The organism is Bradyrhizobium sp. (assembly GCF_035570375.1).
GTDB lineage: Bacteria > Pseudomonadota > Alphaproteobacteria > Rhizobiales > Xanthobacteraceae > Bradyrhizobium.
This window is the reverse complement of the sequence record NZ_DATMLW010000159.1, coordinates 1-21,844: the sequence shown is the minus strand read 5'-3', so window position 1 is coordinate 21,844 and position 21,844 is coordinate 1. Positions and strand designations below refer to the sequence as shown.

24 protein-coding genes and 1 tRNA gene are annotated in these 21,844 nt (G+C 61.2%); 8 read left to right on the top strand and 17 right to left on the bottom strand.

Annotation, left to right across the window (positions count from 1 at the left end; genetic code table 11):
• Positions 1-2: 2 nt before the first annotated feature.
• Together VNX23_RS17145 and VNX23_RS17140 are read right to left on the bottom strand one after the other, a co-directional pair.
• Entirely contained in the window at positions 3-473 is a 471-nt protein-coding gene (locus tag VNX23_RS17145; protein ID WP_325631918.1) for a DUF2269 domain-containing protein, read from the bottom strand.
• On the bottom strand, positions 473-1,369 hold the full coding sequence (locus VNX23_RS17140) for an alpha/beta hydrolase family protein (protein ID WP_325631916.1): 897 nt from the start codon (positions 1,367-1,369) through the stop codon (positions 473-475). The genes VNX23_RS17145 and VNX23_RS17140 overlap by 1 nt, the downstream gene beginning before the upstream one ends.
• 359 nt (positions 1,370-1,728) lie before the next feature.
• Between VNX23_RS17140 and VNX23_RS17135 the strand changes: the two genes are divergently transcribed.
• Both VNX23_RS17135 and ppa read left to right on the top strand, forming a co-directional pair.
• Positions 1,729-2,238 (top strand): GNAT family N-acetyltransferase, encoded by a 510-nt coding sequence (locus tag VNX23_RS17135; protein ID WP_325631914.1) that lies wholly within the window; start codon positions 1,729-1,731, stop codon positions 2,236-2,238.
• A 134-nt stretch (positions 2,239-2,372) separates the two neighbouring features.
• Positions 2,373-2,900: an inorganic diphosphatase gene (ppa, locus tag VNX23_RS17130; protein ID WP_325631913.1), complete on the top strand. Its 528-nt coding sequence runs from the start codon at positions 2,373-2,375 to the stop codon at positions 2,898-2,900.
• A 242-nt stretch (positions 2,901-3,142) separates the two neighbouring features.
• Here ppa and folD read toward each other — a convergent pair whose 3' ends face one another.
• Genes folD through VNX23_RS17115 form a run of 3 tightly spaced genes read right to left on the bottom strand, consistent with a single transcriptional unit; the run spans position 3,143 to position 4,675 of the window.
• Complete coding sequence (gene folD, locus VNX23_RS17125) at positions 3,143-4,027, bottom strand: bifunctional methylenetetrahydrofolate dehydrogenase/methenyltetrahydrofolate cyclohydrolase FolD (protein ID WP_325631911.1); 885 nt, start codon at positions 4,025-4,027, stop codon at positions 3,143-3,145.
• Positions 4,028-4,037: 10 nt separating this feature from the next.
• A complete protein-coding gene (locus VNX23_RS17120; protein ID WP_325631909.1) occupies positions 4,038-4,358 on the bottom strand; it encodes a DUF167 domain-containing protein in 321 nt (106 codons plus the stop codon).
• Positions 4,359-4,384: 26 nt separating this feature from the next.
• Positions 4,385-4,675, bottom strand: a complete 291-nt coding sequence (locus VNX23_RS17115; protein WP_325631907.1) for a YggT family protein — start codon at positions 4,673-4,675, stop codon at positions 4,385-4,387.
• 197 nt (positions 4,676-4,872) lie between these two features.
• Here VNX23_RS17115 and VNX23_RS17110 point away from each other — a divergent pair.
• Positions 4,873-4,948 (top strand) — tRNA-Ala (locus VNX23_RS17110).
• An 89-nt stretch (positions 4,949-5,037) separates the two neighbouring features.
• Here VNX23_RS17110 and VNX23_RS17105 read toward each other — a convergent pair.
• The 6 genes from VNX23_RS17105 to VNX23_RS17080 form a co-directional block, all read right to left on the bottom strand.
• Positions 5,038-5,160, bottom strand: coding sequence for a hypothetical protein (locus tag VNX23_RS17105; RefSeq protein ID WP_325631905.1), 123 nt, complete (start codon positions 5,158-5,160; stop codon positions 5,038-5,040).
• Positions 5,161-5,392: 232 nt separating this feature from the next.
• Positions 5,393-6,205, bottom strand: coding sequence for a glutamine amidotransferase (locus VNX23_RS17100; protein ID WP_325631904.1), 813 nt, complete (start codon positions 6,203-6,205; stop codon positions 5,393-5,395).
• 132 nt (positions 6,206-6,337) lie between these two features.
• Positions 6,338-7,117, bottom strand: a complete 780-nt coding sequence (locus tag VNX23_RS17095; RefSeq protein WP_325631902.1) for an SDR family oxidoreductase — start codon at positions 7,115-7,117, stop codon at positions 6,338-6,340.
• A gap of 298 nt (positions 7,118-7,415) precedes the next feature.
• Positions 7,416-7,898 (bottom strand): TerB family tellurite resistance protein, encoded by a 483-nt coding sequence (locus VNX23_RS17090; RefSeq protein ID WP_325631900.1) that lies wholly within the window; start codon positions 7,896-7,898, stop codon positions 7,416-7,418.
• A 182-nt stretch (positions 7,899-8,080) separates the two neighbouring features.
• Positions 8,081-9,490: an adenylate/guanylate cyclase domain-containing protein gene (locus VNX23_RS17085; RefSeq protein ID WP_325631898.1), complete on the bottom strand. Its 1,410-nt coding sequence runs from the start codon at positions 9,488-9,490 to the stop codon at positions 8,081-8,083.
• Between the two features lie 174 nt (positions 9,491-9,664).
• Positions 9,665-11,053: a cytochrome P450 gene (locus tag VNX23_RS17080; protein ID WP_325631896.1), complete on the bottom strand. Its 1,389-nt coding sequence runs from the start codon at positions 11,051-11,053 to the stop codon at positions 9,665-9,667.
• Between the two features lie 264 nt (positions 11,054-11,317).
• Here VNX23_RS17080 and VNX23_RS17075 point away from each other — a divergent pair, with 264 nt between their 5' ends.
• Both VNX23_RS17075 and VNX23_RS17070 read left to right on the top strand, forming a co-directional pair.
• Positions 11,318-13,006, top strand: coding sequence for an MFS transporter (locus tag VNX23_RS17075; protein WP_325631894.1), 1,689 nt, complete (start codon positions 11,318-11,320; stop codon positions 13,004-13,006).
• 251 nt (positions 13,007-13,257) lie between these two features.
• On the top strand, positions 13,258-14,229 hold the full coding sequence (locus VNX23_RS17070; RefSeq protein WP_325631893.1) for a c-type cytochrome: 972 nt from the start codon (positions 13,258-13,260) through the stop codon (positions 14,227-14,229).
• A 112-nt stretch (positions 14,230-14,341) separates the two neighbouring features.
• On the opposite strand, the gene VNX23_RS17065 is transcribed toward VNX23_RS17070, so the two are convergent.
• Entirely contained in the window at positions 14,342-14,551 is a 210-nt protein-coding gene (locus VNX23_RS17065) for a hypothetical protein (RefSeq protein ID WP_325631892.1), read from the bottom strand.
• Between the two features lie 251 nt (positions 14,552-14,802).
• Positions 14,803-15,081 (bottom strand): hypothetical protein, encoded by a 279-nt coding sequence (locus VNX23_RS17060; RefSeq protein WP_325631890.1) that lies wholly within the window; start codon positions 15,079-15,081, stop codon positions 14,803-14,805.
• A gap of 268 nt (positions 15,082-15,349) precedes the next feature.
• Between VNX23_RS17060 and VNX23_RS17055 the strand changes: the two genes are divergently transcribed.
• Positions 15,350-16,387, top strand: coding sequence for a polysaccharide deacetylase family protein (locus VNX23_RS17055; protein ID WP_325631888.1), 1,038 nt, complete (start codon positions 15,350-15,352; stop codon positions 16,385-16,387).
• A 115-nt stretch (positions 16,388-16,502) separates the two neighbouring features.
• On the opposite strand, the gene VNX23_RS17050 is transcribed toward VNX23_RS17055, so the two are convergent.
• The 3 genes from VNX23_RS17050 to VNX23_RS17040 form a co-directional block, all read right to left on the bottom strand.
• The gene (locus tag VNX23_RS17050) at positions 16,503-16,763 is read right to left on the bottom strand and encodes a hypothetical protein (RefSeq protein ID WP_325631886.1); all 261 of its coding nucleotides are present in this window, start codon (positions 16,761-16,763) and stop codon (positions 16,503-16,505) included.
• Positions 16,764-16,939: 176 nt separating this feature from the next.
• Positions 16,940-17,281 carry a hypothetical protein gene (locus tag VNX23_RS17045; RefSeq protein WP_325631884.1) on the bottom strand — a complete coding sequence of 114 codons (342 nt, stop codon included), beginning with the start codon at positions 17,279-17,281 and terminating at the stop codon, positions 16,940-16,942.
• Between the two features lie 233 nt (positions 17,282-17,514).
• Positions 17,515-17,931 carry a hypothetical protein gene (locus VNX23_RS17040; protein ID WP_325631882.1) on the bottom strand — a complete coding sequence of 139 codons (417 nt, stop codon included), beginning with the start codon at positions 17,929-17,931 and terminating at the stop codon, positions 17,515-17,517.
• Between the two features lie 415 nt (positions 17,932-18,346).
• On the opposite strand from VNX23_RS17040, the gene VNX23_RS17035 reads away from it, so the two are divergent.
• A complete protein-coding gene (locus tag VNX23_RS17035) occupies positions 18,347-21,208 on the top strand; it encodes an ATP-binding protein (protein ID WP_325631881.1) in 2,862 nt (953 codons plus the stop codon).
• Between the two features lie 2 nt (positions 21,209-21,210).
• Here the strand turns inward: VNX23_RS17035 and VNX23_RS17030 are convergent, their stop codons facing one another.
• The gene (locus tag VNX23_RS17030; protein ID WP_325631880.1) at positions 21,211-21,384 is read right to left on the bottom strand and encodes a hypothetical protein; all 174 of its coding nucleotides are present in this window, start codon (positions 21,382-21,384) and stop codon (positions 21,211-21,213) included.
• A gap of 12 nt (positions 21,385-21,396) precedes the next feature.
• On the opposite strand from VNX23_RS17030, the gene VNX23_RS17025 reads away from it, so the two are divergent.
• Positions 21,397-21,762: a hypothetical protein gene (locus tag VNX23_RS17025; protein ID WP_325631879.1), complete on the top strand. Its 366-nt coding sequence runs from the start codon at positions 21,397-21,399 to the stop codon at positions 21,760-21,762.
• Positions 21,763-21,844: the final 82 nt, after the last annotated feature.

Genomic DNA, 21,844 nt, shown 5'->3' with positions numbered 1-21,844 from the left:
GCTCAAAAATCTGGTTTGGCGATCATCATCCAGAGGATGACCATCACCGAGCCGAAACCCGGAATGCCGAAGGCAAACCAGCGGCGAAACACCTCGAAATAGCGCTTCGGCAAGGGCTCGTGCTTTGTCGCGGCGGCGCGGGCGAGGTCGCGCATCTCGATCTGCATGAAAATCACGGGAATCCAGAACAGTCCGGCGAGCGCATAGAGGGCGATCGAAGCCAGAAGCCAGTGCTCGGCCAAGCTCGTTCCCGACAATGCCATCAATATCCCGCCGCTAATGGGCTGCAGAATCACCGCGCTCAAGGTGAACGCGATATCCGCGATCACGACTGTAGCTGCCGTGCGCGCGATGAATGTTCTGTCACCGCTGAGATGGGCCATCAGCATGAAGAAGGCGATGCCGATCCCGGTGCCGAGAATGACGATCGCGCCAAGCACGTGCAAATATTTGATGAGGAAATAGGCCGTCATCACTTGGCGGCCGCGCCGCGCGTGCGCAGCTTGAGCGCGCGATCGAGCTCCGCACTTGCGCTTTTGACGCCGGCCTCCGTCTCCGGCAACCAATGGCCCTCGCTGCCCGAGGCCGCCAGCACCCGAAAATCGACCCTTCCGCCGCTGGTGCGAAACGCGTCGGCGAGTTTCCTGGAAAACTGCGGCGAGAAATAACTGTCATTGGCCGCCACCAGCCAGGTCACGGGAATGCGCGCGGTGCGGCCGAACTCGCCGGCCGCCGCGATCAGCGTGTGCGGCGCGCAGATTTGATTTTCGAAGTCGTTGGCGTGACCGCCGCGGCCCGCGCCGAAGACGATGATGTTGGAAATGGCAGCCGGATCGCCGGCTGCCAGCACCAGCGCACCCCAGCCGCCGGCCGAATGCCCGACCACGACCGCACCATCCTGCCGGATCAAGGACTGTTCCCGCATATAGGTCAGCGCCGCCGCTATTTCCTCGCCGGTGGCGCGCCCCGAGCGGGAATAGTCGGCCTCGTCGCAGCCGCCCTGGTCCTCGAAATATTTTCCGCCGGTTGCACCATGGCCCGGACGTTCCGGCACCAGAACGGCAAAGCCTCGCGCCACCAGCCACGCGGCAAGCGCGCGGTATTCCGGCTGCGGCATTTGGGCGCGACGCAGCACGTTCTGGGTCGTGGCATGGGCAATCACTGCCAGGCGAAAAGGTCCCTCGCCCGGCGGCCGAAACAATACCGCATGCGCGGCGAGGCTCGGGTCGGGCGACGGCACCAGCCATTGCTGTTCGCGATTGGGTTCGCCCTCTGCCCCCTGCGGACCGAGGTGCGCTTGTGCGGCTGCGGCGTGCGCCCAAACCAACCCAAGCAAGGCCAAGGGGAAAAACGCTTTTAAGGATGCCATGAACCTTGCCCGCCACGGTTGTGAACTTCGGAATGGGCCGATTCTAACATTCGCTTCCCATTGCCGCGGACACTTTTGCAAATTGTGCCCACAGCCGGGTGGTCGCGAACCCCTCCATCAGCGCCGAATCAATCGGTGCAATTTTTGGTGAAGACGGCCTTTTTGGTGAAGGCGACAACCCTGCACAGGCTGTCAAATTCCCGGCAAGCCCCGGCGGCGCCCGGCCAAATGCCGCAACGCCATCGGTCTGTCCACTTTCGGCACAGTTCGGTCGGTAAACTGATGCAGAAAATCCACAGGTTAACCGATAATTAACGATAGACCTTGAAGCCGACGCGCCGACTTGCTTTGATCCGAACATGAGCACAACCCTGATCGAGGTACGACCGGCCAAAGCTGCGGACGCGGCTGCGGTGGCTTCCACCCATGACGAAGCCTGGCGTTCGGCGTATCAGGGCATCATTCCCGGCGCGGAGCTTGAGAAGCTGATCAACCGGCGCGGTCCGCAATGGTGGGACAGCGCGATCCGCAAGGGCAGCCGCGTGAGCGTGCTCGTGTTCGGCGACAAGATCGCCGGCTATGCCAATTACGGCCGCAACCGCGCCCGCAGCCTGCATTTCGAAGGCGAAATCTACGAGCTCTATCTGCGGCCTGAATTTCAGGGCCTCGGCTTCGGTCGGCGGCTGTTCACCGCCGCAAGGCGTGACCTGTTGCAGAGCGGCTTGAAGAGCATGGTGATCTGGGCGCTTTCCGACAATGAGGCTGCGACCGAGTTTTACCGCGCGCTCGGTGGCCGCATGGTGGCGCGTTCCTCGGAGAAATTCGGGCCGAAGTCGCTCGATAAGGTCGCCTTCGCCTGGACCAATTAAAACTTCGATCGTTCGAAGCACGCCCGATCCGGATTTTTTTGAGAGAAGCTAACGCGGGGTGGCGCAAACAGGCCGCCTCAAACCTTTCGAGCTTCGGGGCGGAATCAGACCAAAAACCTTGTGGGAGGCGAGCCATGCGCATTGACGCCATCTCGATCGGGGTCGATCCGCCGCGCGAGGTCAACGTGATCATCGAAGTGCCGGTCGGCGGCGAACCGATCAAGTACGAACTCGACAAGGAAGCCGGCACGCTCGTCGTCGACCGTTTCCTGTACACCGCGATGCGATACCCCGGTAATTACGGCTTCATTCCCCACACGCTTTCGAACGATGGCGACCCTTGCGACGTGCTGATCGCCAACACAAGGGCAATCGTTCCCGGCGCGGTGATGAGCGTGCGGCCGGTCGGCGTGCTGCTGATGGAAGACGAGGCCGGCGGCGACGAGAAGATCATCGCGGTGCCGTCCTCCAAGCTCACCCAGCGCTACGACAAGGTGAGGACCTATAGCGACCTGCCCGACATCACGCTGCAGCAGATCCGGCATTTCTTCGAGCACTACAAGGATCTCGAACCCGGGAAATGGGTGAAGGTGCTGCGCTGGGGCGATGCGGAAGAAGCGCATCAATTGATCGCGGACGGCATCGCGCGCGGGAAGAAGTGATGGCCTATAGCGTTTTCGAGCGAAGTGGATACCGGTTCGCGTGAAGAAAACGCGTCAAAACAAAAGATCAGAGCCTCGGTTCTGATTCAATCAGAACCGAAACGGCTCTAGCCGTCATTCCGGGGCGATGCAGAGCATCGAACTGTGGTGTGCAATTGCACATCAGAGAATCTCGAGGTTCTCAGGTGCGCAATCGCGCACCATAGTTCGCTCGCTTTGCTCGCGCCCCGGAACGACGGCTCTCACACCGCCGGCTTCGGCAATCCGGCAATGGCGCTGGCCGCGCGCAGCGTGTTGACCAGAAGACAGGCCACCGTCATCGGGCCGACGCCGCCCGGCACCGGCGTGATGGCACCGGCGACTTGCGACACTTCGGCAAAATCGACATCGCCGACCAGGCGGGCCTTGCCGTCGGCATCGACCAGCCGGTTGATGCCGACATCGATCACGGTGGCGCCCGGCTTGATCCAGTCGCTGCGCACCATTTCCGCTTTGCCGACGGCGGCATAGACCAGATCGGCGCGCGCACACAGCGTGGCCAGTTCGCGCGAACGCGAATGCGCGATCGTCACGGTCGCGTTCTCATTGAGCAGCAACTGCAGGAGCGGCCGTCCCACCAGGTTGGAGCGGCCGATCACGATCGCATTCATGCCTTGAAGCGAGGCGTGAACGCTTTTGGTCAGGATGATGCAGCCGAGCGGCGTGCAAGGCGACAGCGCCGCAAATCCGTTCGCCAGGCGCCCGGCATTGTTTGGATGCAGGCCATCGACATCCTTCGCGGGGTCGATGGCGTTGATCACTGCTTCGGTATTGAGCGACTTCGGCAACGGCAATTGCACCAGAATGCCATGGACGAGGGGATCGCGGTTAAGCCGGGCGATCAGCGCCAGCAGTTCGTCTTGCGCGACGTCCGCCGGCAACACATGCTCGAACGAGGCCATGCCGGCTTCCTGCGTCAGCCTGTGCTTGCTACGCACATAAACCTGGCTCGCGGGATCGTCGCCGACCAGCACGACGGCGAGACCGGGCGTCAACCCATGGTCGCGCCGCGCCCGCCCAGCCTCGTCGGCGACGCGGGCACGAAGTTCGGCGGCGATGCGTTTTCCATCGATGATCCGGGCTGTCATATCGATCCCATCATTGGTTCGCCGAAACAAGCGTGCGCAGCGCTTGCCCGAGCCTTTCCGGATCGCCATCGACGGCGACCTGCTTGAGGCGCGAGGTCTCTCCCGAGACAATCCGTACGCTCGCCTTGGGCACGCCCAGCGCGCTGGCCAGCAGTTTAGTCACCGCGCGATTGGCTTCGCCGCCTTCGGCGATGGCACGAACCCGCACCTTGAGCACGGTGCGGCCGTTGGCAAGGGTCTCGACACCATCAACAGCGTCCCGGCCGCCGCGCGGGGTTACCCGAAGCGCCATACTGACGCCTTGGGCGGAATAACGCCAAGGATCGGCCATTAAGGATCGGCCATTCAGGCACGCGATCAGAACACACTCGGATAGACGTAATAGGTGATCACCCGTTGAATGAACATGATGATCAGGATCAGGATGATCGGCGAGATATCGAGCCCGCCGAAATTCGGCAGGAACGAGCGGATCGGCGCCAGCAGCGGTTCGGTGATCCGGTAAAGGAATTCGGCCACCGCGGCGACAAACTGGTTGCGCGTGTTCACGACATTGAAGGCGATCAGCCAGGACAGGATGGCCGCGGCGATCAGAAGCCAGACATAGAGATCCAGGACAATGAGAACGATGTCGAGAAGGGCACGCATGGTGGGGCTTGCTCGATGGGACAGGCCGCGGATCGGACCGTCTGCTAGATATCGGTTCCACCTCGTGCAAACAAGGGAAGTTCCTTGCAAAAAAGCCCCGAAAAAGCCCGCGATTTCACCGTTCTTGACTTGACCTTGACGCGGATTGTAAATGGCGCCCACACTCGGTCGCCCATGTTCATCGAGGCGGCCACGACGGGGCCATAGCTCAGCTGGGAGAGCGCGTCGTTCGCAATGACGAGGTCGGCGGTTCGATCCCGCCTGGCTCCACCACGCTTCGCCCGTCGGGCTTCGCGCGGCACGGCCATGACAAACCCGAAGGGCGAAGCGTGCCCGGCGTAGCCCGAAGGGCGGCGACGGGCTCAAAAGACCGCGGCCGGTTCATTTTCGCTCAGCACTTTCAGGCGTCTCAGTGCGAGCCTTTTGCCGGATTCCGCCGAGCGCGTGAACTCCTTCAACAATTGTGCGAACTCATCGTTTGTCATGTCGCTGTCCTTTGCGCCCGCTGAACTGGACTCAACATGTAAGCAATCTGACGCGCGCATGGAATCCCCGCCACAAACTTGGCGTCATCACGGGCTTGTCCCGGTGATCCACGTCTTGTTTGCTCTGCTAAAGGAGACAAGGACGTGGATGGCCGGGTCAAGCCCGGCCATGACGAGGACAGGCGTCATGCCGGTCTCCAATGCACAGTTCGAGATTTACGAGAGCCCCCGCCTATTCCGCGGCCTGTGACATCATCGACGCCGGCACGAGGCTCAGCCAGCCATCGAGAAATCGCTTCAACCAGGCGCGCTCAGCCACATCATATTGTGCGCGGTCGGCGAAGTGTTGATGCCGCGGGTGAGCGCCGGGCAATTCGAGCCGCGCCGCGCCACGCGTCGTCCAGCGATGCATCATTGCGTAGGTCACGTCGGGATGAAACTGCAAGCCGAAGCAATTGACCGCCCGGAACGCCTGCACCGGGAAGTCGCCGCCCTCCGCCAGCAATTCGGCACCGTGAGGCAGTTCGAATCCCTCGCGGTGCCAGTGGTAGACATGATCGGGCCAGTCCGGACACAGCTTGGTCCCGGCCGCCGTGGGCCGGATCGGGTAATAGCCGATCTCCTCGCGTCCCTGAGCATGCGGCGCGACCCGGGCGCCAAGTTGCCTTGCCAGCATCTGCGCGCCGAGACAGATTCCCAGGAATGGACGCTGCTCGGCCAGCGGGACGGCGACCCAGTCGATCTCGCGGCGAACGAACTCATCACCGTCGTTCGCGCTCATCGGTCCGCCGAAAATCACGGCGCCCGCACGGCCCTCCAGAGTTTCGGGAAGCGCATCGCCAAAGCGCGGCCGCCTTATATCGAGCGGATATCCGAGCTCTCGCAGCGCGTTGCCGACCCGGCCCGGAGTCGACGTTTCCTGATGCAGGACCATCAGCACGGGCAGAAGGGATGTGGCAGCCAAGGGGCGATCGGCGGCTGGTTTGGCGCCGGCCGGAACGCGCCACACAGGTCCGGTGGCGATGTTATTGGCATGGAACGACATCAAGCTGTCTTTTCGCAGGCCCAAGGAGGCGATGGTAGCGAGGTGATCGTTAATTTTGGGTGAGTGCGAGCTCCAGACACGATCCTTGGACAAGCAAGCTACGGGCCAAAATGGCCTCGGATTGAGGTCATATCAGCGCTTGCGCAGCTGAAAGCCGGAGACGGCCGCGAGAATGAAGCCGCGGGGAAACAGCCGCAGCATCAGCGGCACCACCTTGATGCCGAATCCGGGCAGCACTGCCCGCTTGTTGTCCATCAAGCCGCGATAGGCGGCGCGAGCAACATCGGCGGCCGAAACGCTAAGCACCGTCGAATCAAATCCAGGCTTAAATCCCGCCCGTTCCTGGAATTCGGTCGGCACCGGGCCCGGACAAAGCACCGTCACCCGCACGCCGTGCGGACCGAGCTCGGCGCGCAGGGCTTCTGTCAGCGACAGGACATAGGCCTTCGAGGCGTAGTACACCGCCATTCCGGGCCCCGGCAGGAAGCCTGCAATCGATGCCACATTGAGAATGCCGCCGCGATGGCGGATCAGTTGCTCGGAAAACCGCAGCGACAAATCGGTCACCGCGCGGACATTGACCGCGATCATGCCAAGCTGCTGCGTGCGATCCAATTGGGCGGCATGGCCGGACAAGCCGAAGCCGGCATTATTGACGACATATTGAACTTCCACGCCTTCGGCAGTGAGTGCGGCGGCGATCCGATCACCAGCGTCAGTCTGTTCGAGGTCGCAGGGAACCACGATCGGGTTCTTACCCCCCACCGCAGTAATATCTTTAGCCAATGCCGACAGACGGTCCGCCCGCCGCGCCACCAGAGCCAGGCGATGGCCGTTGGATCCGAAGACCCGCGCCAGTTCGGCGCCTATCCCCGCCGAGGCGCCGGTAATCAGCGTCACCCGTTCAGTCACGATTCAATGCTCTTGAACACAACTATAGCCGCCTCCCCGGGGCGAGAGCCTACGCCTTAGGCGGGATGCAAGCGGCCCGCAAGCGCTTCGGCATCCTCGCGCCCACCAGAATCGAATACCAGCTATTGGAGCGTGACCGTTTCGGCGGCCGCAGGCACATTAAAGTTTTGTCATTTGCAGTGCCGCGAACGCGCGCTCCGCCTTGTGCCGTTATTTTCTTGAAGAATCCGAAGCGCGCCTGATGGACCGAAACGGGCGTCGTCGGCCCGGCGTGGCGGATCAGAACTTCAAGATCGCATCACGATGATGCGAGGTTCGGAATCGGGGCGCTTGCGGCAGCGCGGTGCTTGAGATCGATCCGGTCGCGGGAAGACACGCCCAGCAAGTCGGCGGCGCGCCATATGACGTTATCTTCAAACTCGCTCACCTGACCGTCGGCGTAGACCAATTCCCACATCATCTCGACAATGCGCAGCCGGCCCGCCTCGTCCACCGAACGCATGATGACGCTGGTGAAGTGGTAGAGATCGACCGCTTCGCCCTCGACCTGCGTGGCAGACGCAATCAGTTGGCCCGCGGTGCCGGGATCAAGGCCGAAGCGGCTTTCGATCAGACTGTGAAGTTTGCGCTTTTCGGCTTCCGACGGCTGGCCGTCGAGCGACATGACGTGAACCAGCAGCGCGGTGGCGGCCAGACGATATCCGCGATCGTCGAATGAGCGATGCTCGTTCGGGCTTGGAGAAATAACGTCGGCGATGAATTGGCGTAGTCCGTCGAGCATGATGTTCGCATCCAGGGTTTGCCGGTACGCGGGGACACCGCTTGCCACCATATATGAGTCGAAAACGCAAGTCGCACAATGCGCAAACGCCCTTGTGCGAGATTACGTTTCGGCAATTTAAGCGGTATTGCGAGGAAGCCTCCCGCATAAAGCGTAGCTTGAATCGCTTCTCACGATGACTGTCAGGGAATTTCGTACACCAAAACCTTGTCGGCGATGCCGCGAAGGGCTGCCTGTTTCTGGATCGGCGTGATCGCCTCCTTTTCCAGAATGGCGGCTACCGCCGGCGCATCGATCACGGGTCCGGTGACGTGGATCGCCTGCGATGTGGAAAGGCCCTGAACGCGGGCCGCGATATTGACGGTCTGGCCGAAATAATCCTGCCGCTCGTTGAGCATGACGGCAAGGCACGGGCCCTCGTGAATGCCGATCTTGACCACCAGATCGTCCCTGCCGCGCTGGACGTTGAGCTCGTCCATTGCGGCGCGCATCCGCAAGCCCGCGATGATGGCATGCTCGGGCCGCACGAAGGTCGCCATCACGGCGTCGCCGATGGTCTTTACCACCGCGCCCTTCTCGGAGGAGATGATTCCCAGAAGCGCCTGAAAATGCGCGCGCACCAGATCGAAGGCCGCGAGATCCCCGACGCGCTCGTACAGCGCCGTCGATCCCTTCAGGTCGGTGAACAGAAAGGTCAGGGAAGTGATCTTCAGACGCTGGTCGATATTGAGGTTGTCGGCCTTGAACACGTCGCGGAAGGTCTGGTTGGACAGCATCCGCTTGGCGGTCAGAAACCGCCGGCGCTTGCCGAGCATTTCATGAAGCGCTTCACCCGCGATAAAAACGGTAGGCAGCGTGCGCACGCCGGCCTGATTGTCGAGCGAAAGCCGCAAAGGGCCCGGTCGCAGGCTGATCGAGCCGGTCGGCGGGTGCGCCTTGTTGTAGACCAGCGCGAGCTGCTGCCGCTCCTTGGTCGGCTCACCCTGCACCTCGATGAAATGCGCCGAGTGAGTCACCGGCTCGAACGCGATGATGAATTGCTGTGGAAGCTGCAGCGACAGCACCGCTTTTTCCCCGGCAGGCAGTTCCAGCGCATCGAGCGTCACCTCATCGGCAAGGGAGGGGAAGGTGTCCCTGTTAAGGTCGATGCCCGAACTCCAGAAAACCTGCTTGTAATATTCCCACAAGGGCAGCGTGTTCGGATCGTGCGCGGCGATCTTCCTGATCCTGGGGCTGACGGTGAAGGCGACCTCGACCTGTTCGTCGACGGAAGGCTCGTAGCCGCAGGCACACAGGCCGCACTGATAGTCCTCATGGCGCAGCGACTTCAGCGTGTCGTGCGCATCGAGTACGCCGCTGCAGCCGGGGCAGAGCACGTTCCAGGTGAGATCGAACAGGCCGAGCCGCGAGGCGTGCAGGAAGGCTGAAATTACCTGCTCTTCGTCAAGACCGCGACGGCTGGAGAAATCCAGGGCGTTGATGCGATTGAGCTCGTGGTCTTCGCCTTTGGCGATGAGCTCAGCGATCGCGTCCGTCACGGCCGGATCGGCCGTCTGCTTCAGAACCGAAAACTGGGCCTCTATGTCGCTCATGGCTTCAGCCTATGGCATGACCCGGAACAGCGGAAACCCGTTTTCCGTCGCGACAAGCGCGAAAACGCGTTTGCGCCGATCTCATGCCCAAACAATAATCCAACGCACCGCAATCATTCGACCTTGAACCATCGCGCTTTAGTTGGGGATTGCCGGCAGCTCCGACAATACCCGTCAACGCGCAGCAATACGGAACATCGGCGAGTGGTCCGGCTGCGTGGTCACGACGCCGACCGGCATCACCGGCTCCTTGTCCACGAGCGTGACGCGGAACGCGCCAATGACCCTGGCGAGCGCGAGCGTCGCCTCGACCAGCGCAAAATGCGCACCGATGCAGATTCTCGCGCCGACCCCGAACGGCAAATAGGTGAAGCGGTCCGGCGGCGGCGCTGGCGGCATGAAGCGCTCGGGGATGAATGCGTTGGGATCGCGCCAAAGCTTTTCATGGCGGTGCAATAGCCAGGGCGCGATCAGGATCACGTCGTTCTTCCGGATTGGCATGCCGGCGATGGTGTCGCCTGCCAAGGCGGCGCGTGCGATCAGAAACACCGGCGGATAGAGCCGCATGGTTTCGTCGACAACCGCGCGGGCGAATTTCAGCTGCTCGACATCGAGACTGCCGTTGGCGGCGACCCGACGCGCCTCAGCCGCCAATTTTTCCTGCGTCGAGGGATCGAGCGCGAGCAGGTACAGCGACCAGAACAGGGCGGTCGCGGTGGTCTCGTGGCCGGCCAGGATCATGGTCGCGACCTGGTCGCCGAGTTGCTCGTCGCTGAACGCCCTTCCGGTTTCGGGATCGTGCGCGGCATCCATCAGGTCGAACAGGTCGCGCGCCGGCGCGCCCTCGTTCTTCCCGGCGGCGCGGCGCTCCGCCATCAGCAGACGGACGAACTGCGTCCACCGTTTGCGAAATCGCGCGCGGGAAAAATCCTGAGGGCTCGGCCAGCCCAGCGGCAAGATCAAGTCGAGAAAATGCGGCCGCGCCAGCCGATCGCCATATTCCATCACGAAATTGCGCAGCGTCGCTCCATGCCGTTCCATCCCGAACGAGAACATGGTGCGGCCGGCGATCTCCAGCGTCATGCGCTGCATGGTTTCGCGCAGATCGACCGGCGCGCCAGCCGCCGCCTGCAGCTTTGCTATCGTTTCGTCGGTCACCGCAACCATGTGCGGAACGAGCAGCGACACCGCGCGCGGCGTAAATGCCGGCGACAAGGTCCGCCGCTGATGCTTCCAGGCGCGGCCTTCGGCAATCAGCAGGCCTTCGCCGACCACGGGACGAAGCACCCTGATGCCAGCGGCGGTGCGGGTGTAGTTCTCGTAATTGTCGACCAGCACATGGCGGATCGCATCCGGCGTGTTGAGAATAAAACTCGAGCGCAGGAGGAAGCGGCCCTGGATGTTATCTTCTTCGTAGGCGCGCTGGCCCCAGGTTGCGATGGCGTTGTCTCGCAGCGCCGCCAACCGGCCGAGTGCGGTCATCGATTCCGGCGCGCGCGGGGGGCTCGGAGGCACCAGCGGCTGATGCGTGGGTGGAATGTTCCAGGATTCGGCTATGCTCAAATGCGTCCTCGCAAAAGCCACGACGGAGCGGGCGTTATCTAAGCATATCAGTTCCGAAAACCAGAAGCCACGAAGCCGTGCAACCACCGGCTTACCGGCATGCGAGGATCACGATTGAGGCATCGCGGCGGCCAATATGACGCCCGGACGATTTTGGGTATTTTGGCGAGCCAACCTGCACGGCCCTCGGGCCGGAGCGGGCTTCGCTCAAGCATTGCTAAAGAAAATGACGCCGGCTGATCGGCCGGCACCACGGAAGAGGACATGACTGCTTCATCAAAACGCTCGATGTTCGCCGCCGAAGGCGTCGCAGCCCCGCTGCGGCATTCCGTTTTCCGGCGGATATGGCTGGCGAGCCTGCTTTCCAATCTTGGCCTGTTGATCCAGGCGGTCGGCGCGGCCTGGGCGATGACCCAGATGACATCGTCCGCCGACAAGGTCGCGCTGGTGCAAACCGCGTTGATGCTGCCGGTGATGCTGATCTCGATGCCGGCCGGCGCGATCGCCGACATGTATGACCGCCGCATCGTGGCGCTGGTTTCGCTCTCGATCGCACTGTCGGGGGCGACGGCGCTGACGGTGCTGGCATGGCTCGGCCTTGTTACACCGCAAATCCTGCTTGTCTTTTGCTTCATCGTTGGCAGCGGAATGGCGCTGTTCGGTCCCGCATGGCAGGCGTCGGTGACCGAGCAGGTGCCGGCGGAAACGCTGCCCTCGGCGGTCGCGCTCAACGGCATCAGCTACAATATCGCGCGCAGTTTCGGCCCGGCGATCGGCGGCATCGTGGTTGCGACGGCCGGCGCGGTCGCAGCCTTCGCCGCCAACGCCATCCTTTACATCCCGCTCCTGGTCGTCCTCTTCCTGTGGCGCCGCACCAGCGAGCCGTCGCGGCTGCCCCGCGAGCGCCTCAACCGCGCCATCGTGTCGGGCGTGCGTTACATTGCGAACTCGCCGTCGATCAAGATCGTTCTGGCGCGCACGCTCGTGACCGGCATTATCGGCGGCTCGGTGTCGGCGCTGATGCCGCTGGTCGCCCGCGATCTCCTGCACGGCGGCGCGCAGACCTATGGCATCATGCTGGGTGCGTTCGGCATGGGCGCGGTGGTCGGCGCGCTCAATATCGGCGAGGTGCGCAAACGCTTAAGCGGCGAGGCCGCGATCCGCGCCTGCGCGATAGCGATGGGCGGCGCCATTGCCGCGGTCGGCTTGAGCCGTGAGCCGGTGCTGACCGCAGCCGCGCTGGTAATTGCCGGTGCGGTGTGGATGCTTGCGGTTGCCTTGTTCAATATCGGCGTGCAGCTTTCGGCGCCGCGCTGGGTGGCAGGCCGCTCGCTCGCGGCGTTTCAGGCTTCGATCGCCGGCGGCATCGCCATCGGAAGCTGGGGCTGGGGACGTCTCACCGACGCGGTCGGCGTCGAAATCGCGCTACTGGTTTCCGGCGCGCTGATGCTGGCCTCGCCGCTGCTCGGGCTCTGGCTGCATATGCCGCGCGTCGGCGCGCGCAACGAGGATGCCGCGGTGCTTGCCGACCCCGAAGTGCAGTTGTCGCTGACCGCGCGCAGCGGACCGCTGGTGGTCGAGATCGAGTATCGCGTGGCGCAGGAAAATGCCCGCGTTTTCCATAACGTCATGCAGGAGGTGCAGCTCAGCCGCCAGCGCAATGGCGCCTATGGCTGGTCGATCGCGCGCGACATCGCCGATCCCGAGCTTTGGACGGAACGCTATCATTGCCCGACCTGGCTCGATTATCTGCGCCAGCGCAATCGCTCGACGCAATCCGAACGCGCGCTGCATCAGCGCGCGATGGATTTTCACCTCGGACCCGATCAGGTGCGGATTCGCCGCATGCTGGAACGGCCATTCGGATCGGTTCGCTGGAAGGAAGACACCCCCGACCGCGCCGCCAGCGAGGTGTTGCCGATTGCCTCGGCCGCGGCCGGCGGCAGCACGTAGTGTGTACAAGTCTAGCCCTCGCGGTCCCGGCTCATGGTCTGGAGAGATGAGATCGCCCTCATTCCTGCTCCGGTTTCGCAACAAGTCCCGGTAGATTTTCGGCGCGCCGGACCTATGATGCGTCCAGCGACAGCCGACGCTGGCTTCGCTGAGCCCGATTCAACGCAGAGTCCAACGCAGAGTCCGCCATGAAACGCACGTGGCTCTTCAGGCTCACTGCGATCTTGTGCATCACGGCCTCGGTAGCGGGCTTGGGCCGCTCGATCGCAGAGGACAGCAACATCGACCTCACCCACTGGACACCGCCGGACATCGCCGCGGTCGCGGACGATCCGTTCGGCAGGCTTGTCAAATACGGGTACGCACTTTTTGCCGATACGGCGAATGAGATCGGGCCCACTGTGTCGGATCCGACGAGACGTTTCGCGGGCAATAATCTTACGTGCCAAAACTGCCATCTGCGGGGCGGGACCCAGCCGTATGCGATGCCGCTCATAGGTATTTGGGGACAATTCCCGCAATACCGCGCGAGGGAAGGCGCAGTCGACACGCTCGAGGATCGTATCAATGGTTGCATGGAGCGGAGCATGAATGGTCTGGCGCTGCCGCTCGATGGCCGCGAGATGAGGGCGTTATCCTCCTACATGCGCTGGCTGTCGACCGGGGTTCCGGACGGCGCAAAGCTCGTCGGCGCGGGCACCTTGAAGATAAAAGAGCCTGCCCGCGCTGCTAATCCCAGCCGCGGCGCGGAGGTTTTTTCTCGGCTATGCGTGGCTTGCCACCGGTCAGATGGATCGGGGCAACGCGCCCAAACCGGCGCCGGATATCTGTTCCCACCGCTTTGGGGTCCCGACAGCTACAACACTGGCGCTGGGATGAGCCGCCTTTTGACCGCCGCGGCCTATGCGATGCACAACATGCCCATCGGCACTGTGTTCAACGCCCCGGTGCTCACGGATGAAGAGGCTTATGACGTGGCAGCCTATGTCATCAACCAGAAGCGGCCACAAATGGCAAACCTCGACAGGGATTTTCCTACCCGCCTCCAAAAGCCGATCGATACTCCGTACGGCCCCTACGTCGACGGCTTCAGTCTGGAGCAGCATAGATACGGCCCATTCGAACCGATCCGCGCAAAAGTGCGTGAGCTGGCAGCGGCATCGCGCACGGCCAAGGCTGGCGAACCCGACAATGGATCGCACGCATCTGAATTAGAGAAATAAGCCATTTAGAGAAATAAGCCATGGGTTCGGGATCAGACTCGTTCAATCCCCCGATGAGTCCCTGGTTTCTTCGGAAATAGTGAGGATGGTTCGCGGGAATCCGCGGCCGGATTTACTGACCGTTTTCGGTCAAAACCCGCTCGCAGGCGCGGCTGAGCCGGCCACGATGCTGCTTGAGACAGCCCAAAACAACCTGATCGCCCTGGTTGATCACCGCCCGGCAAAGGCGCGAAACGTCGCGCGCGCAGGCGTCATGGCCCTGCTGCGCCAAAGCCGATGAGGCGACCACAACAAGCGGCAAAACGAAGAGCATCCTGGACATCTGATGGTGCCTTTGATCGTGCTTTCGCACGATCAAAATCCGCTGCGGCAACGTTTGTCAATGCGCGATGCCGCGCAAGCCGGCGCCTGAGCATGATCCGGACCCGAAGGGCCGCGTTAGCGCAAAGTGTGCAGCGGTTTTCCGAAAAGATCATGCGTAAACAATAAACTAAAGCGCGATGGCGATTCGACCTGAATTCATCGCGCTTTAGCAAGCCGCTTCAGCGCAAGAGACTTCCGGCAAGACAGGCGCTATCGGGCCGCAACGTTGCTGGATTTCTGGGCCAGATCGCGATCCATCACGGCGCGGCAGCCCGCGCTCAGATCCGTGCGATGCCTGACCATGCACGCGGTGATTTTCGGAATGTCCGGAATTTCGGAGCTGCAGAGACGAAATGCATCGCCGGTGCACATCTGCGCCTGTTCGGCGGTATAGGCGAAGCTCGAAGTCGGCGAGTACGAAACGAAGGCAGCAACGGCAGCCAGCGCGAAACCGGCCTGGCGAAGCGTTCTGGTGAGTGGTGCGGTCATCCCTGGGCTCCCTTGGCTATCGCCAAAACCGTTGGCGCGTGGTGATGCGCGAAAGGTGAATGAACCCCGGCTTTTGGACTGTGACGGCGGTCACTCCGCCACCAGACAGTGACGTCGCTCACTTAAGACCCGTCGGGGATCGGCACGCAAATACCGAACACGGCAGGGTGTTTAAGGGAACAGGCGGCGCGTTGGCAGGTCGTTAACGACTATTTCCGATAAATGACCTGACGATTTTTTCAGGCTCGATATTTAAGAAAGAGTAACCATGCGTAGCGCGTTAGGTCTGATGCTGGCGAGTGTTGTGGCCTCTGTCGTGATCACTGCCGTGTGGTTCTGGACGGTCGGGCGGCACGCCCACGTCAGCACCCCGCAGACCATCGCCGCGGCGCCCGCCAAACTGCTTCCACCGTCTCCAGCCGCAAACCCGGCCAGATCAGGCGCGCCGCGCGACGAGATCGAAACCACCGGCAGTATTGCGGAAAAGCTCGCCGCCGCTCCTCTGGTGCAGGCGAAGCCCGCATGCGCCAATCCCGACGCGCTCGGCGTGGCGCGCGTCGTGGAAATCGACACCACCGGCGGGCCGGGCTTTGGTTTTGAGCATTTCAAGCAGCTCGATTTCCTGACCGACAAGGAAGTCGTGCTGACATTCGATGACGGGCCGTGGCCCAACAATACGCCGGCCGTGCTCAAGGCGCTCGCCGACGAATGCACCAGGGCGGTGTTCTTCCCGATCGGCAAGCATGCGACCTTTCACCCGGAAATTCTCAAACAGGTGGCCGCCGCCGGTCACACCATCGGTGCCCATACCTGGTCGCACGCGAACCTCAATTCGAAAAAGATGACCGAACAACTCGCCAAGGACGAGATCGAGAAGGGCTACAGCGCGGTCCGCCTGGCGCTTGGCGCGGCACCGGCGCCGTTCTTCCGCTTCCCGGAATTGCAGCACGGGCCAGCGGCGATGGCCTATCTCGGCACGCGCAACATCGCGATCTTTTCATGTGACCTCGATTCCTTCGACTTCAGGGCCAAGAGCGCCGAGCAGATCGTAGCTACCGTCATGACCAAACTCGACAAGCAGGGCAAGGGCATCATCCTGATGCACGACTTCCAGAAGCATACGGCCGAAGCGATGCCGACCTTGCTGCGGCGCCTGAAGGCCGGCGGCTACAAGGTCGTACAGATGAAGGCGAGAACGACGGTCCAGACCCTGCCCGAATATGACGAGGCGCTGATCAAGGAAATCAAGCTACCGGTCGCGAGCACGCGACCGGTCGGCAGCGTGGTTCAGACGGTTTCGCAGTAGCTCAAGCTGGAATTGGCGCGGCTTAGCGCATGATCCGGACCCGAAGGGCCGCGTTAGCGCAAAGTGGAAACCGGTTTTAACTCGCGACAAACGCTGGAACGGGTTTGCGCGGAGATCACGCCGAGCCATGCAGGCGCGCCATCGCGCCGCGTTCGCAAGGTCCCTGCAACGTCATGGGGTGGATCACCGGATTTGACCCTGTCGTCTGCTGGCTCGTGGCAAGAAATTCGGCAAAGGCAACTTTGGACGACCAGTCCACATAGAAAACGATGGCGCCCGAGAGCGCGATCAGGACCAGGACTTGGACCAGCAAGATTCGCGCAATCGACGCCCAAAAGCCTTGGGCGCCGGTGGTCTTGTTCACGGGTGATGCCACGAAATGTCTCCCTCGACCGGGTTCGCCTTTGATTCTTAAGGGCGATCGCAAGATTCGACTGTGAACGGCTTCACAGATGCCGCCCTCAATTCGGCGTGAGGATCGACCGGACCGGCGCACCAGCGCGACCGGCCGATCCCAGAACCGGCCGGTCAAAATCAATGCGGCAGCGGTGTTTACCAATAGATTCCGTGGCGATGCAGTTCGTCAATCACACGCGCTTCGGTCGATTCGCGCCTGTGCTTCGGCTTTTCGGCCTTCCTGTCCGGCGCCGGCCTGGCCTGACCGGCTTGCGGCGCGGCCGAAGGCGTTTCGGCAGCTGGCCGTTCATCGATTTTCGGCGCTGCGGCGCGCGGCGCCTCGGTCTTTGGATATTCGGCGTTCGGAACGTCTGTGGCCTTTGGCTGATCGGCAGCGGGGGGCGGATCGTTCGCGGCCATGGTCAGGCCGCGGGAGGCCCCGGCCTGCGCAGAGGCGGAAATCAAAACCAACGCTGAGATCAGAATGAGCTTTCGCATGTGAGGTCTCCCTGTTTGAGGTCCTGACCTGATGGACGCGGGGAGACTAGGGGGATGCGAAACCGGCTTATGTGATGGAAATCACGCGGGGGGGCGCAGACTCTCTCTCTCTCTCTCTCTCTCTCTCTCTCTCTCGTCCCTGCGAAAGCAGGGACCCGCAACCACAGTTCTCGCGAGAACACACAAAGAACCGGGAGCTAATTCGCGCTCACTTGTCCGGAGCGACATCACCTTTATTTCATGCCGCGGTCGCGATCGTACCAGGTGCGCCCCCTCGCCTCACCTCGCCTGGGAGAGCCGTCGCGCGGCACGAATCCGCTCACGCAACTCCAGTCGAACAGGATCGCGCGCGCGCGAACCGTCGGCACCAAGTCGGTGCGAAGGGTGAGCGCAAGATGCGCCCGCGAAAGATCATTAACGTCAACACTGTTTTTGCCGAGCCGATGCACCATCCAGTCGGCGAGATGATCGACGATCAAAAGCGGCACGAGCACACCCGAGATATCCCGCGCCTCGCGTTTCAACAGATCGATCGAAAGCGTGCCGTCGCTCCGTTGCGCGAGCGTTTCGAGATCGGCGTAAGACATCCGCTCGCCCATGATCATGCGCGGCAGGGTGTTGGCGGCATCTTGCAGGATGTTGCGGGCCATTGGCGGGTCGAGACGTCAGAGACCTCACTTGCCGCTCATCTAGCAGAAGCGGTGCGAGGCTCTCAATAGCCACTGACGCAAATCAATGCGCGCAGCGGCGGTATTCAGCATCAATTCGTCGCGTACTGGCATGCGGCGCTGCAATCTCGGCGTGCATCGTTGACGATTGTGAAAGCGCAATCGGAATGGCCGACCAGGCGGTCACACTTAACCCAAATGCATTTCTCGCATGGCTCGCCAGAGGCCATGTCTACAGATTTTGTGGGACTACAGGAGGAAGCCCTGCGGCGCTACGAACGGGCTGGTTCCAAACGACGCGACAAAATTATCCGCTATTCCGTGCGATGAAGCTTCCGTTACAATGATCAGGAGAGCAGACTCTCCGTTTAGACGAGCGGGAAACAGAGAGCGAAGCATGATAGGCAAATTGAAAAGTGAGGAAAGGCTTTCCGACTCGTTATCTTTCGGTCCGTTCCGGCTAATCAAATCTCAGCGGCTCCTATTAAGAGACGAGATACCGGTCTCTATTGGCAGCCGCGCTTTGGATCTTCTGATTGCGTTGACCGACCAAGCGGGAGAGACAGTAAGTAACCGCGTGTTGCTCGAACAAGTGTGGCAGGGCCGCACGGTCGAGAAAGGTTCCCTTCGCGTGTGCGTTGCTGCGCTTCGCAGAGCGCTCGGCAACGAGAACGACGCCCACTATGTCGCCAATGTGACTGGCCGGGGTTACGCTTTTGTAGCGCCGATTCGACGAGAAGCGATCGAAGCCGCGACCGCGACCACCTCCGCAGGCCCAATACCACGGCTCAACCTTCCGCCGGGGCCAAAACTGCTGATAGGACGAGGTGATGCGGTCCAATCGTTATCCGATCTCCTGCTCTCACGGCGATTTCTCAACGTGGTCGGACCAGGCGGTATAGGAAAGACGAGCGTTGCCGTGGCGATCGCCAATGCACTTCGCCATCGGTTTGGAGACGATGGGGTCTGCTTTGTAGACCTCGGTTCGATCACCGAATGTGAGCAAGTACTCGGTACTCTAACTGCCGCGCTGGGATGTTCAGCACAAGGGTTAGATCCTGAGGCATTCGTCTGCGGCTTCCTGGCCGACAAAAAACGCCTGATCTTGCTCGATGGGTGTGAACACGTCATTGAGACGGTTGCGGCGATATCTGCACGAATCTTTCGTGAGGCGCCTGCGGTATATCTGCTAGCAACCAGCCGTGAAGTAATGCGAGCTGAAGGAGAAACCGTATATCGGCTTCGACCGCTCGATATGCCGCGCGAGCAGATCCCGACTTCCGAGCAAGCACTTACTTCGTCGGCCATCCAGCTGTTTATGGAGGATGCGAAATCGAGCGGATATGACGTCCCATTGAGTGATGCGGATGCAGCAATTGTCAGCCAAATCTGTCATCGCCTGGACGGTATTCCGCTGGCGATCAAGCTTGTGGCCAGTCGCGTCGGAGGTTTCGGGATTAATGGCACTGCAAGGCTCCTCGACGTCGGTGCAGAGCTTTTCTTGCCTGGCAAATGCGGTGAATCGCCGCGTCATCAAACCCTGTATTCCACGCTCGATTGGAGTTTCAAGCTCCTGTCGGCGGACGAGCAGGTGATCCTCAGTCGATTGTCGGTGTTCGCGGGCGAATTTTCGATGGAGGCGGCCCGCGCAATAGGCAACGATTCTAACTTTGATGAATACGTGATCGAAACGGCGATCGCCGGCCTGATCGATAAATCTCTCGTCTCAGTGTCCTCAACGGAACCTGTCTTTCTTTATCGTCTTCTTGATACGACTCGCGTCTATGCGCAGACTTTGCTCGCCGAGAGGGGCGATAGCGGGTTGATCGCGCGACGTCACGCGCTTTATTTGTCGGACCTTCTTAAGGTTCTTCTGGATGAAGGACCCGTCCTTTCCCGGGAAACCATCGCCGCATACGCTTCGCATATCGGCAATATTCGCAAGGCCCTGTCCTGGTGTTTCTCAACGGGCGGGGATGCTTCAATAGCCTGCGAACTTGCTGCCCGGGCCGCGCCGCTTTTCCTCGGACTTTCCCAATTGGAGGAGTGTCGCGATTGGTCGCGTAAGGCGCTAAACGCGTTGAATAGCGCGGGGGGACAAACACGACTGGAGCTCAGGCTTCTGGAAGCGTGGGCAATTTCATCGACATTTACCCGCTCTGATAGCAAAGAGGTGGCGTTGGCTATCGAGCGAGCTATCGGTCTGTCAGAGCCGCTGAACGAACACAGGCTGCAATTATACCTTCTGGCTGGTCTGAAAGACTTGCTTGTTCGCCGCGGTGATATCACTGGCGCTTTGAACACGGCAAAGCGTGCTGTGGCGGTCGCCGAAAACCTGACAGGAACGGCCGAAGCCGTACTCAAGGAATGGATGCTTGGTAACGCCTATTTTTTTGCAGGTGAACAGTATGCTGGACTTCATCATACTCGGCGGGGCTTCAGGCTTGCCGAGGAGGTGGCCGCCGAGCGATTGAATTCTTTTGGCTATGACCACCAGGTACGAGCACAGGTTACTCTTTGCATGAGTTTGTGGTTGTGCGGATTCAAGGACCAGGCATACCAAATCGCCAGACGTACGATCGATAACGCAGCAGCGTACGACCATCCTGTTTCATACTGCATTGCGTTGGTTTATTCGATTCTGATCCTTCTCAGGAGCGATTCTCTCGAAGGCGTAGAGACAGCCATCAATCTTGTCACTCAGCAAGCCGCTAAATATTCACTTCCAGCCTATCAGGCGGTTGCGCTTGCGCTCAAAGGTGAACTAGAGCTCGCTCGTGATGATCCGCGGTCGGGCATAGCACTGCTGACGCGTGCGCTCGGCGCAATGGATGCCGAACAGTATCTTTGCGCGAAGACGCCAGCTGTATGTTCGCTCGCAGAGGCATTGTGCAAGGTAGGCTCAACTCAGGAAGCGAGATCTCTTGTTGAACGGACGCTGGAGCGGACGGAGCATTGCGGCGAAAATTGGTGGAAACCCGAGCTCCTGCGCGCTCGGGGCGAGATACTGCTAAGCGGACCTGGTTCCGAGCACTCGTTAGCAGAGGCGAGCTTGCTTCTTGCCATCGAAACGTCCCGAAAGCAGTCAGCTCTCACGTGGGAGCTGAAGGCAGCACTCTCGCTTGGTCGAGTGTGGATTGATCAGGGAAAGGCCGACGTGGCGCGAGAGGTACTTGAAGCCGCATATTCGCGCTTCACGGAAGGCTTTGAAACCAGCGATCTTGTGGCAGCACGCAAAATTCTACGGAATGTGAGTTAGCGTCAGGCTACCAACGGCCACCCCGCGAGCCTTCGCGGCGAACCCAGGACGCCCCCGAAGCATTTGATCAATGCGTTATCCGCGGCTTCCACCAGCTCGATAATTTTTCCGTCCTGGAATGTGAACAAGTCGATTACGTCGGTGGTATGAGTTGCACCCGTCGGCTTGTGCCGCACAACGAGGCGAGAATGTACAGCAGCCCGGTCTCCCTCAACCACCTCACTCGGAATTTCTCGCTGGGGGGCATGTCGGCTTGGACCCAAAACCCGGAGCAGAAAGCTGAAATCCGCTTTGCAGGCGGCATCACACGTTGCAGCGCGAGTGTTGTCGCAATCTTGCTGGCGAGCTTTCCCGCGGTCGCGAGCGCGCAAGGAAACTGCGCCGCGATGGCTCTCGGACCGGCGCGCACCGATTGCTATCTCGCCTTAAGCCAGTTCTATCGGGCAAAATCAGACCTTGCCGCTGCTCAAGCGCGCGCTCAATCGGATGCCGCGTGGTATCGGGCCATTACCGGAACAGACTCTCCAACGCGTAAACCGCACCGGCGACGATAAGCCGAGGCTACGTTAGATTTCAGACCGTTAAATGGTGCGCAAGAGGGACTCGAACCCCCGACCCCGTCATTACGAATTACGA

What these genes read in the sequence shown, in the direction of transcription:
- folD (WP_325631911.1), bottom strand. Translation starts at nt 4,027, where the DNA reads ATGACAGCCCGGATCATCGATGGAAAACGCATCGCCGCCGAACTTCGT.
- VNX23_RS17055 (WP_325631888.1), top strand. Translation starts at nt 15,350, where the DNA reads ATGCGTAGCGCGTTAGGTCTGATGCTGGCGAGTGTTGTGGCCTCTGTC.
- ppa (WP_325631913.1), top strand. Translation starts at nt 2,373, where the DNA reads ATGCGCATTGACGCCATCTCGATCGGGGTCGATCCGCCGCGCGAGGTC.
- VNX23_RS17090 (WP_325631900.1), bottom strand. Translation starts at nt 7,898, where the DNA reads ATGCTCGACGGACTACGCCAATTCATCGCCGACGTTATTTCTCCAAGC.
- VNX23_RS17040 (WP_325631882.1), bottom strand. Translation starts at nt 17,931, where the DNA reads ATGGCCCGCAACATCCTGCAAGATGCCGCCAACACCCTGCCGCGCATG.
- VNX23_RS17045 (WP_325631884.1), bottom strand. Translation starts at nt 17,281, where the DNA reads ATGCGAAAGCTCATTCTGATCTCAGCGTTGGTTTTGATTTCCGCCTCT.
- VNX23_RS17100 (WP_325631904.1), bottom strand. Translation starts at nt 6,205, where the DNA reads ATGTCGTTCCATGCCAATAACATCGCCACCGGACCTGTGTGGCGCGTT.
- VNX23_RS17060 (WP_325631890.1), bottom strand. Translation starts at nt 15,081, where the DNA reads ATGACCGCACCACTCACCAGAACGCTTCGCCAGGCCGGTTTCGCGCTG.
- VNX23_RS17075 (WP_325631894.1), top strand. Translation starts at nt 11,318, where the DNA reads ATGACTGCTTCATCAAAACGCTCGATGTTCGCCGCCGAAGGCGTCGCA.
- VNX23_RS17035 (WP_325631881.1), top strand. Translation starts at nt 18,347, where the DNA reads ATGATAGGCAAATTGAAAAGTGAGGAAAGGCTTTCCGACTCGTTATCT.
- VNX23_RS17145 (WP_325631918.1), bottom strand. Translation starts at nt 473, where the DNA reads ATGACGGCCTATTTCCTCATCAAATATTTGCACGTGCTTGGCGCGATC.
- VNX23_RS17140 (WP_325631916.1), bottom strand. Translation starts at nt 1,369, where the DNA reads ATGGCATCCTTAAAAGCGTTTTTCCCCTTGGCCTTGCTTGGGTTGGTT.
- VNX23_RS17135 (WP_325631914.1), top strand. Translation starts at nt 1,729, where the DNA reads ATGAGCACAACCCTGATCGAGGTACGACCGGCCAAAGCTGCGGACGCG.
- VNX23_RS17085 (WP_325631898.1), bottom strand. Translation starts at nt 9,490, where the DNA reads ATGAGCGACATAGAGGCCCAGTTTTCGGTTCTGAAGCAGACGGCCGAT.
- VNX23_RS17120 (WP_325631909.1), bottom strand. Translation starts at nt 4,358, where the DNA reads ATGGCCGATCCTTGGCGTTATTCCGCCCAAGGCGTCAGTATGGCGCTT.
- VNX23_RS17025 (WP_325631879.1), top strand. Translation starts at nt 21,397, where the DNA reads ATGTACAGCAGCCCGGTCTCCCTCAACCACCTCACTCGGAATTTCTCG.
- VNX23_RS17105 (WP_325631905.1), bottom strand. Translation starts at nt 5,160, where the DNA reads ATGACAAACGATGAGTTCGCACAATTGTTGAAGGAGTTCACGCGCTCG.
- VNX23_RS17115 (WP_325631907.1), bottom strand. Translation starts at nt 4,675, where the DNA reads ATGCGTGCCCTTCTCGACATCGTTCTCATTGTCCTGGATCTCTATGTC.
- VNX23_RS17065 (WP_325631892.1), bottom strand. Translation starts at nt 14,551, where the DNA reads ATGTCCAGGATGCTCTTCGTTTTGCCGCTTGTTGTGGTCGCCTCATCG.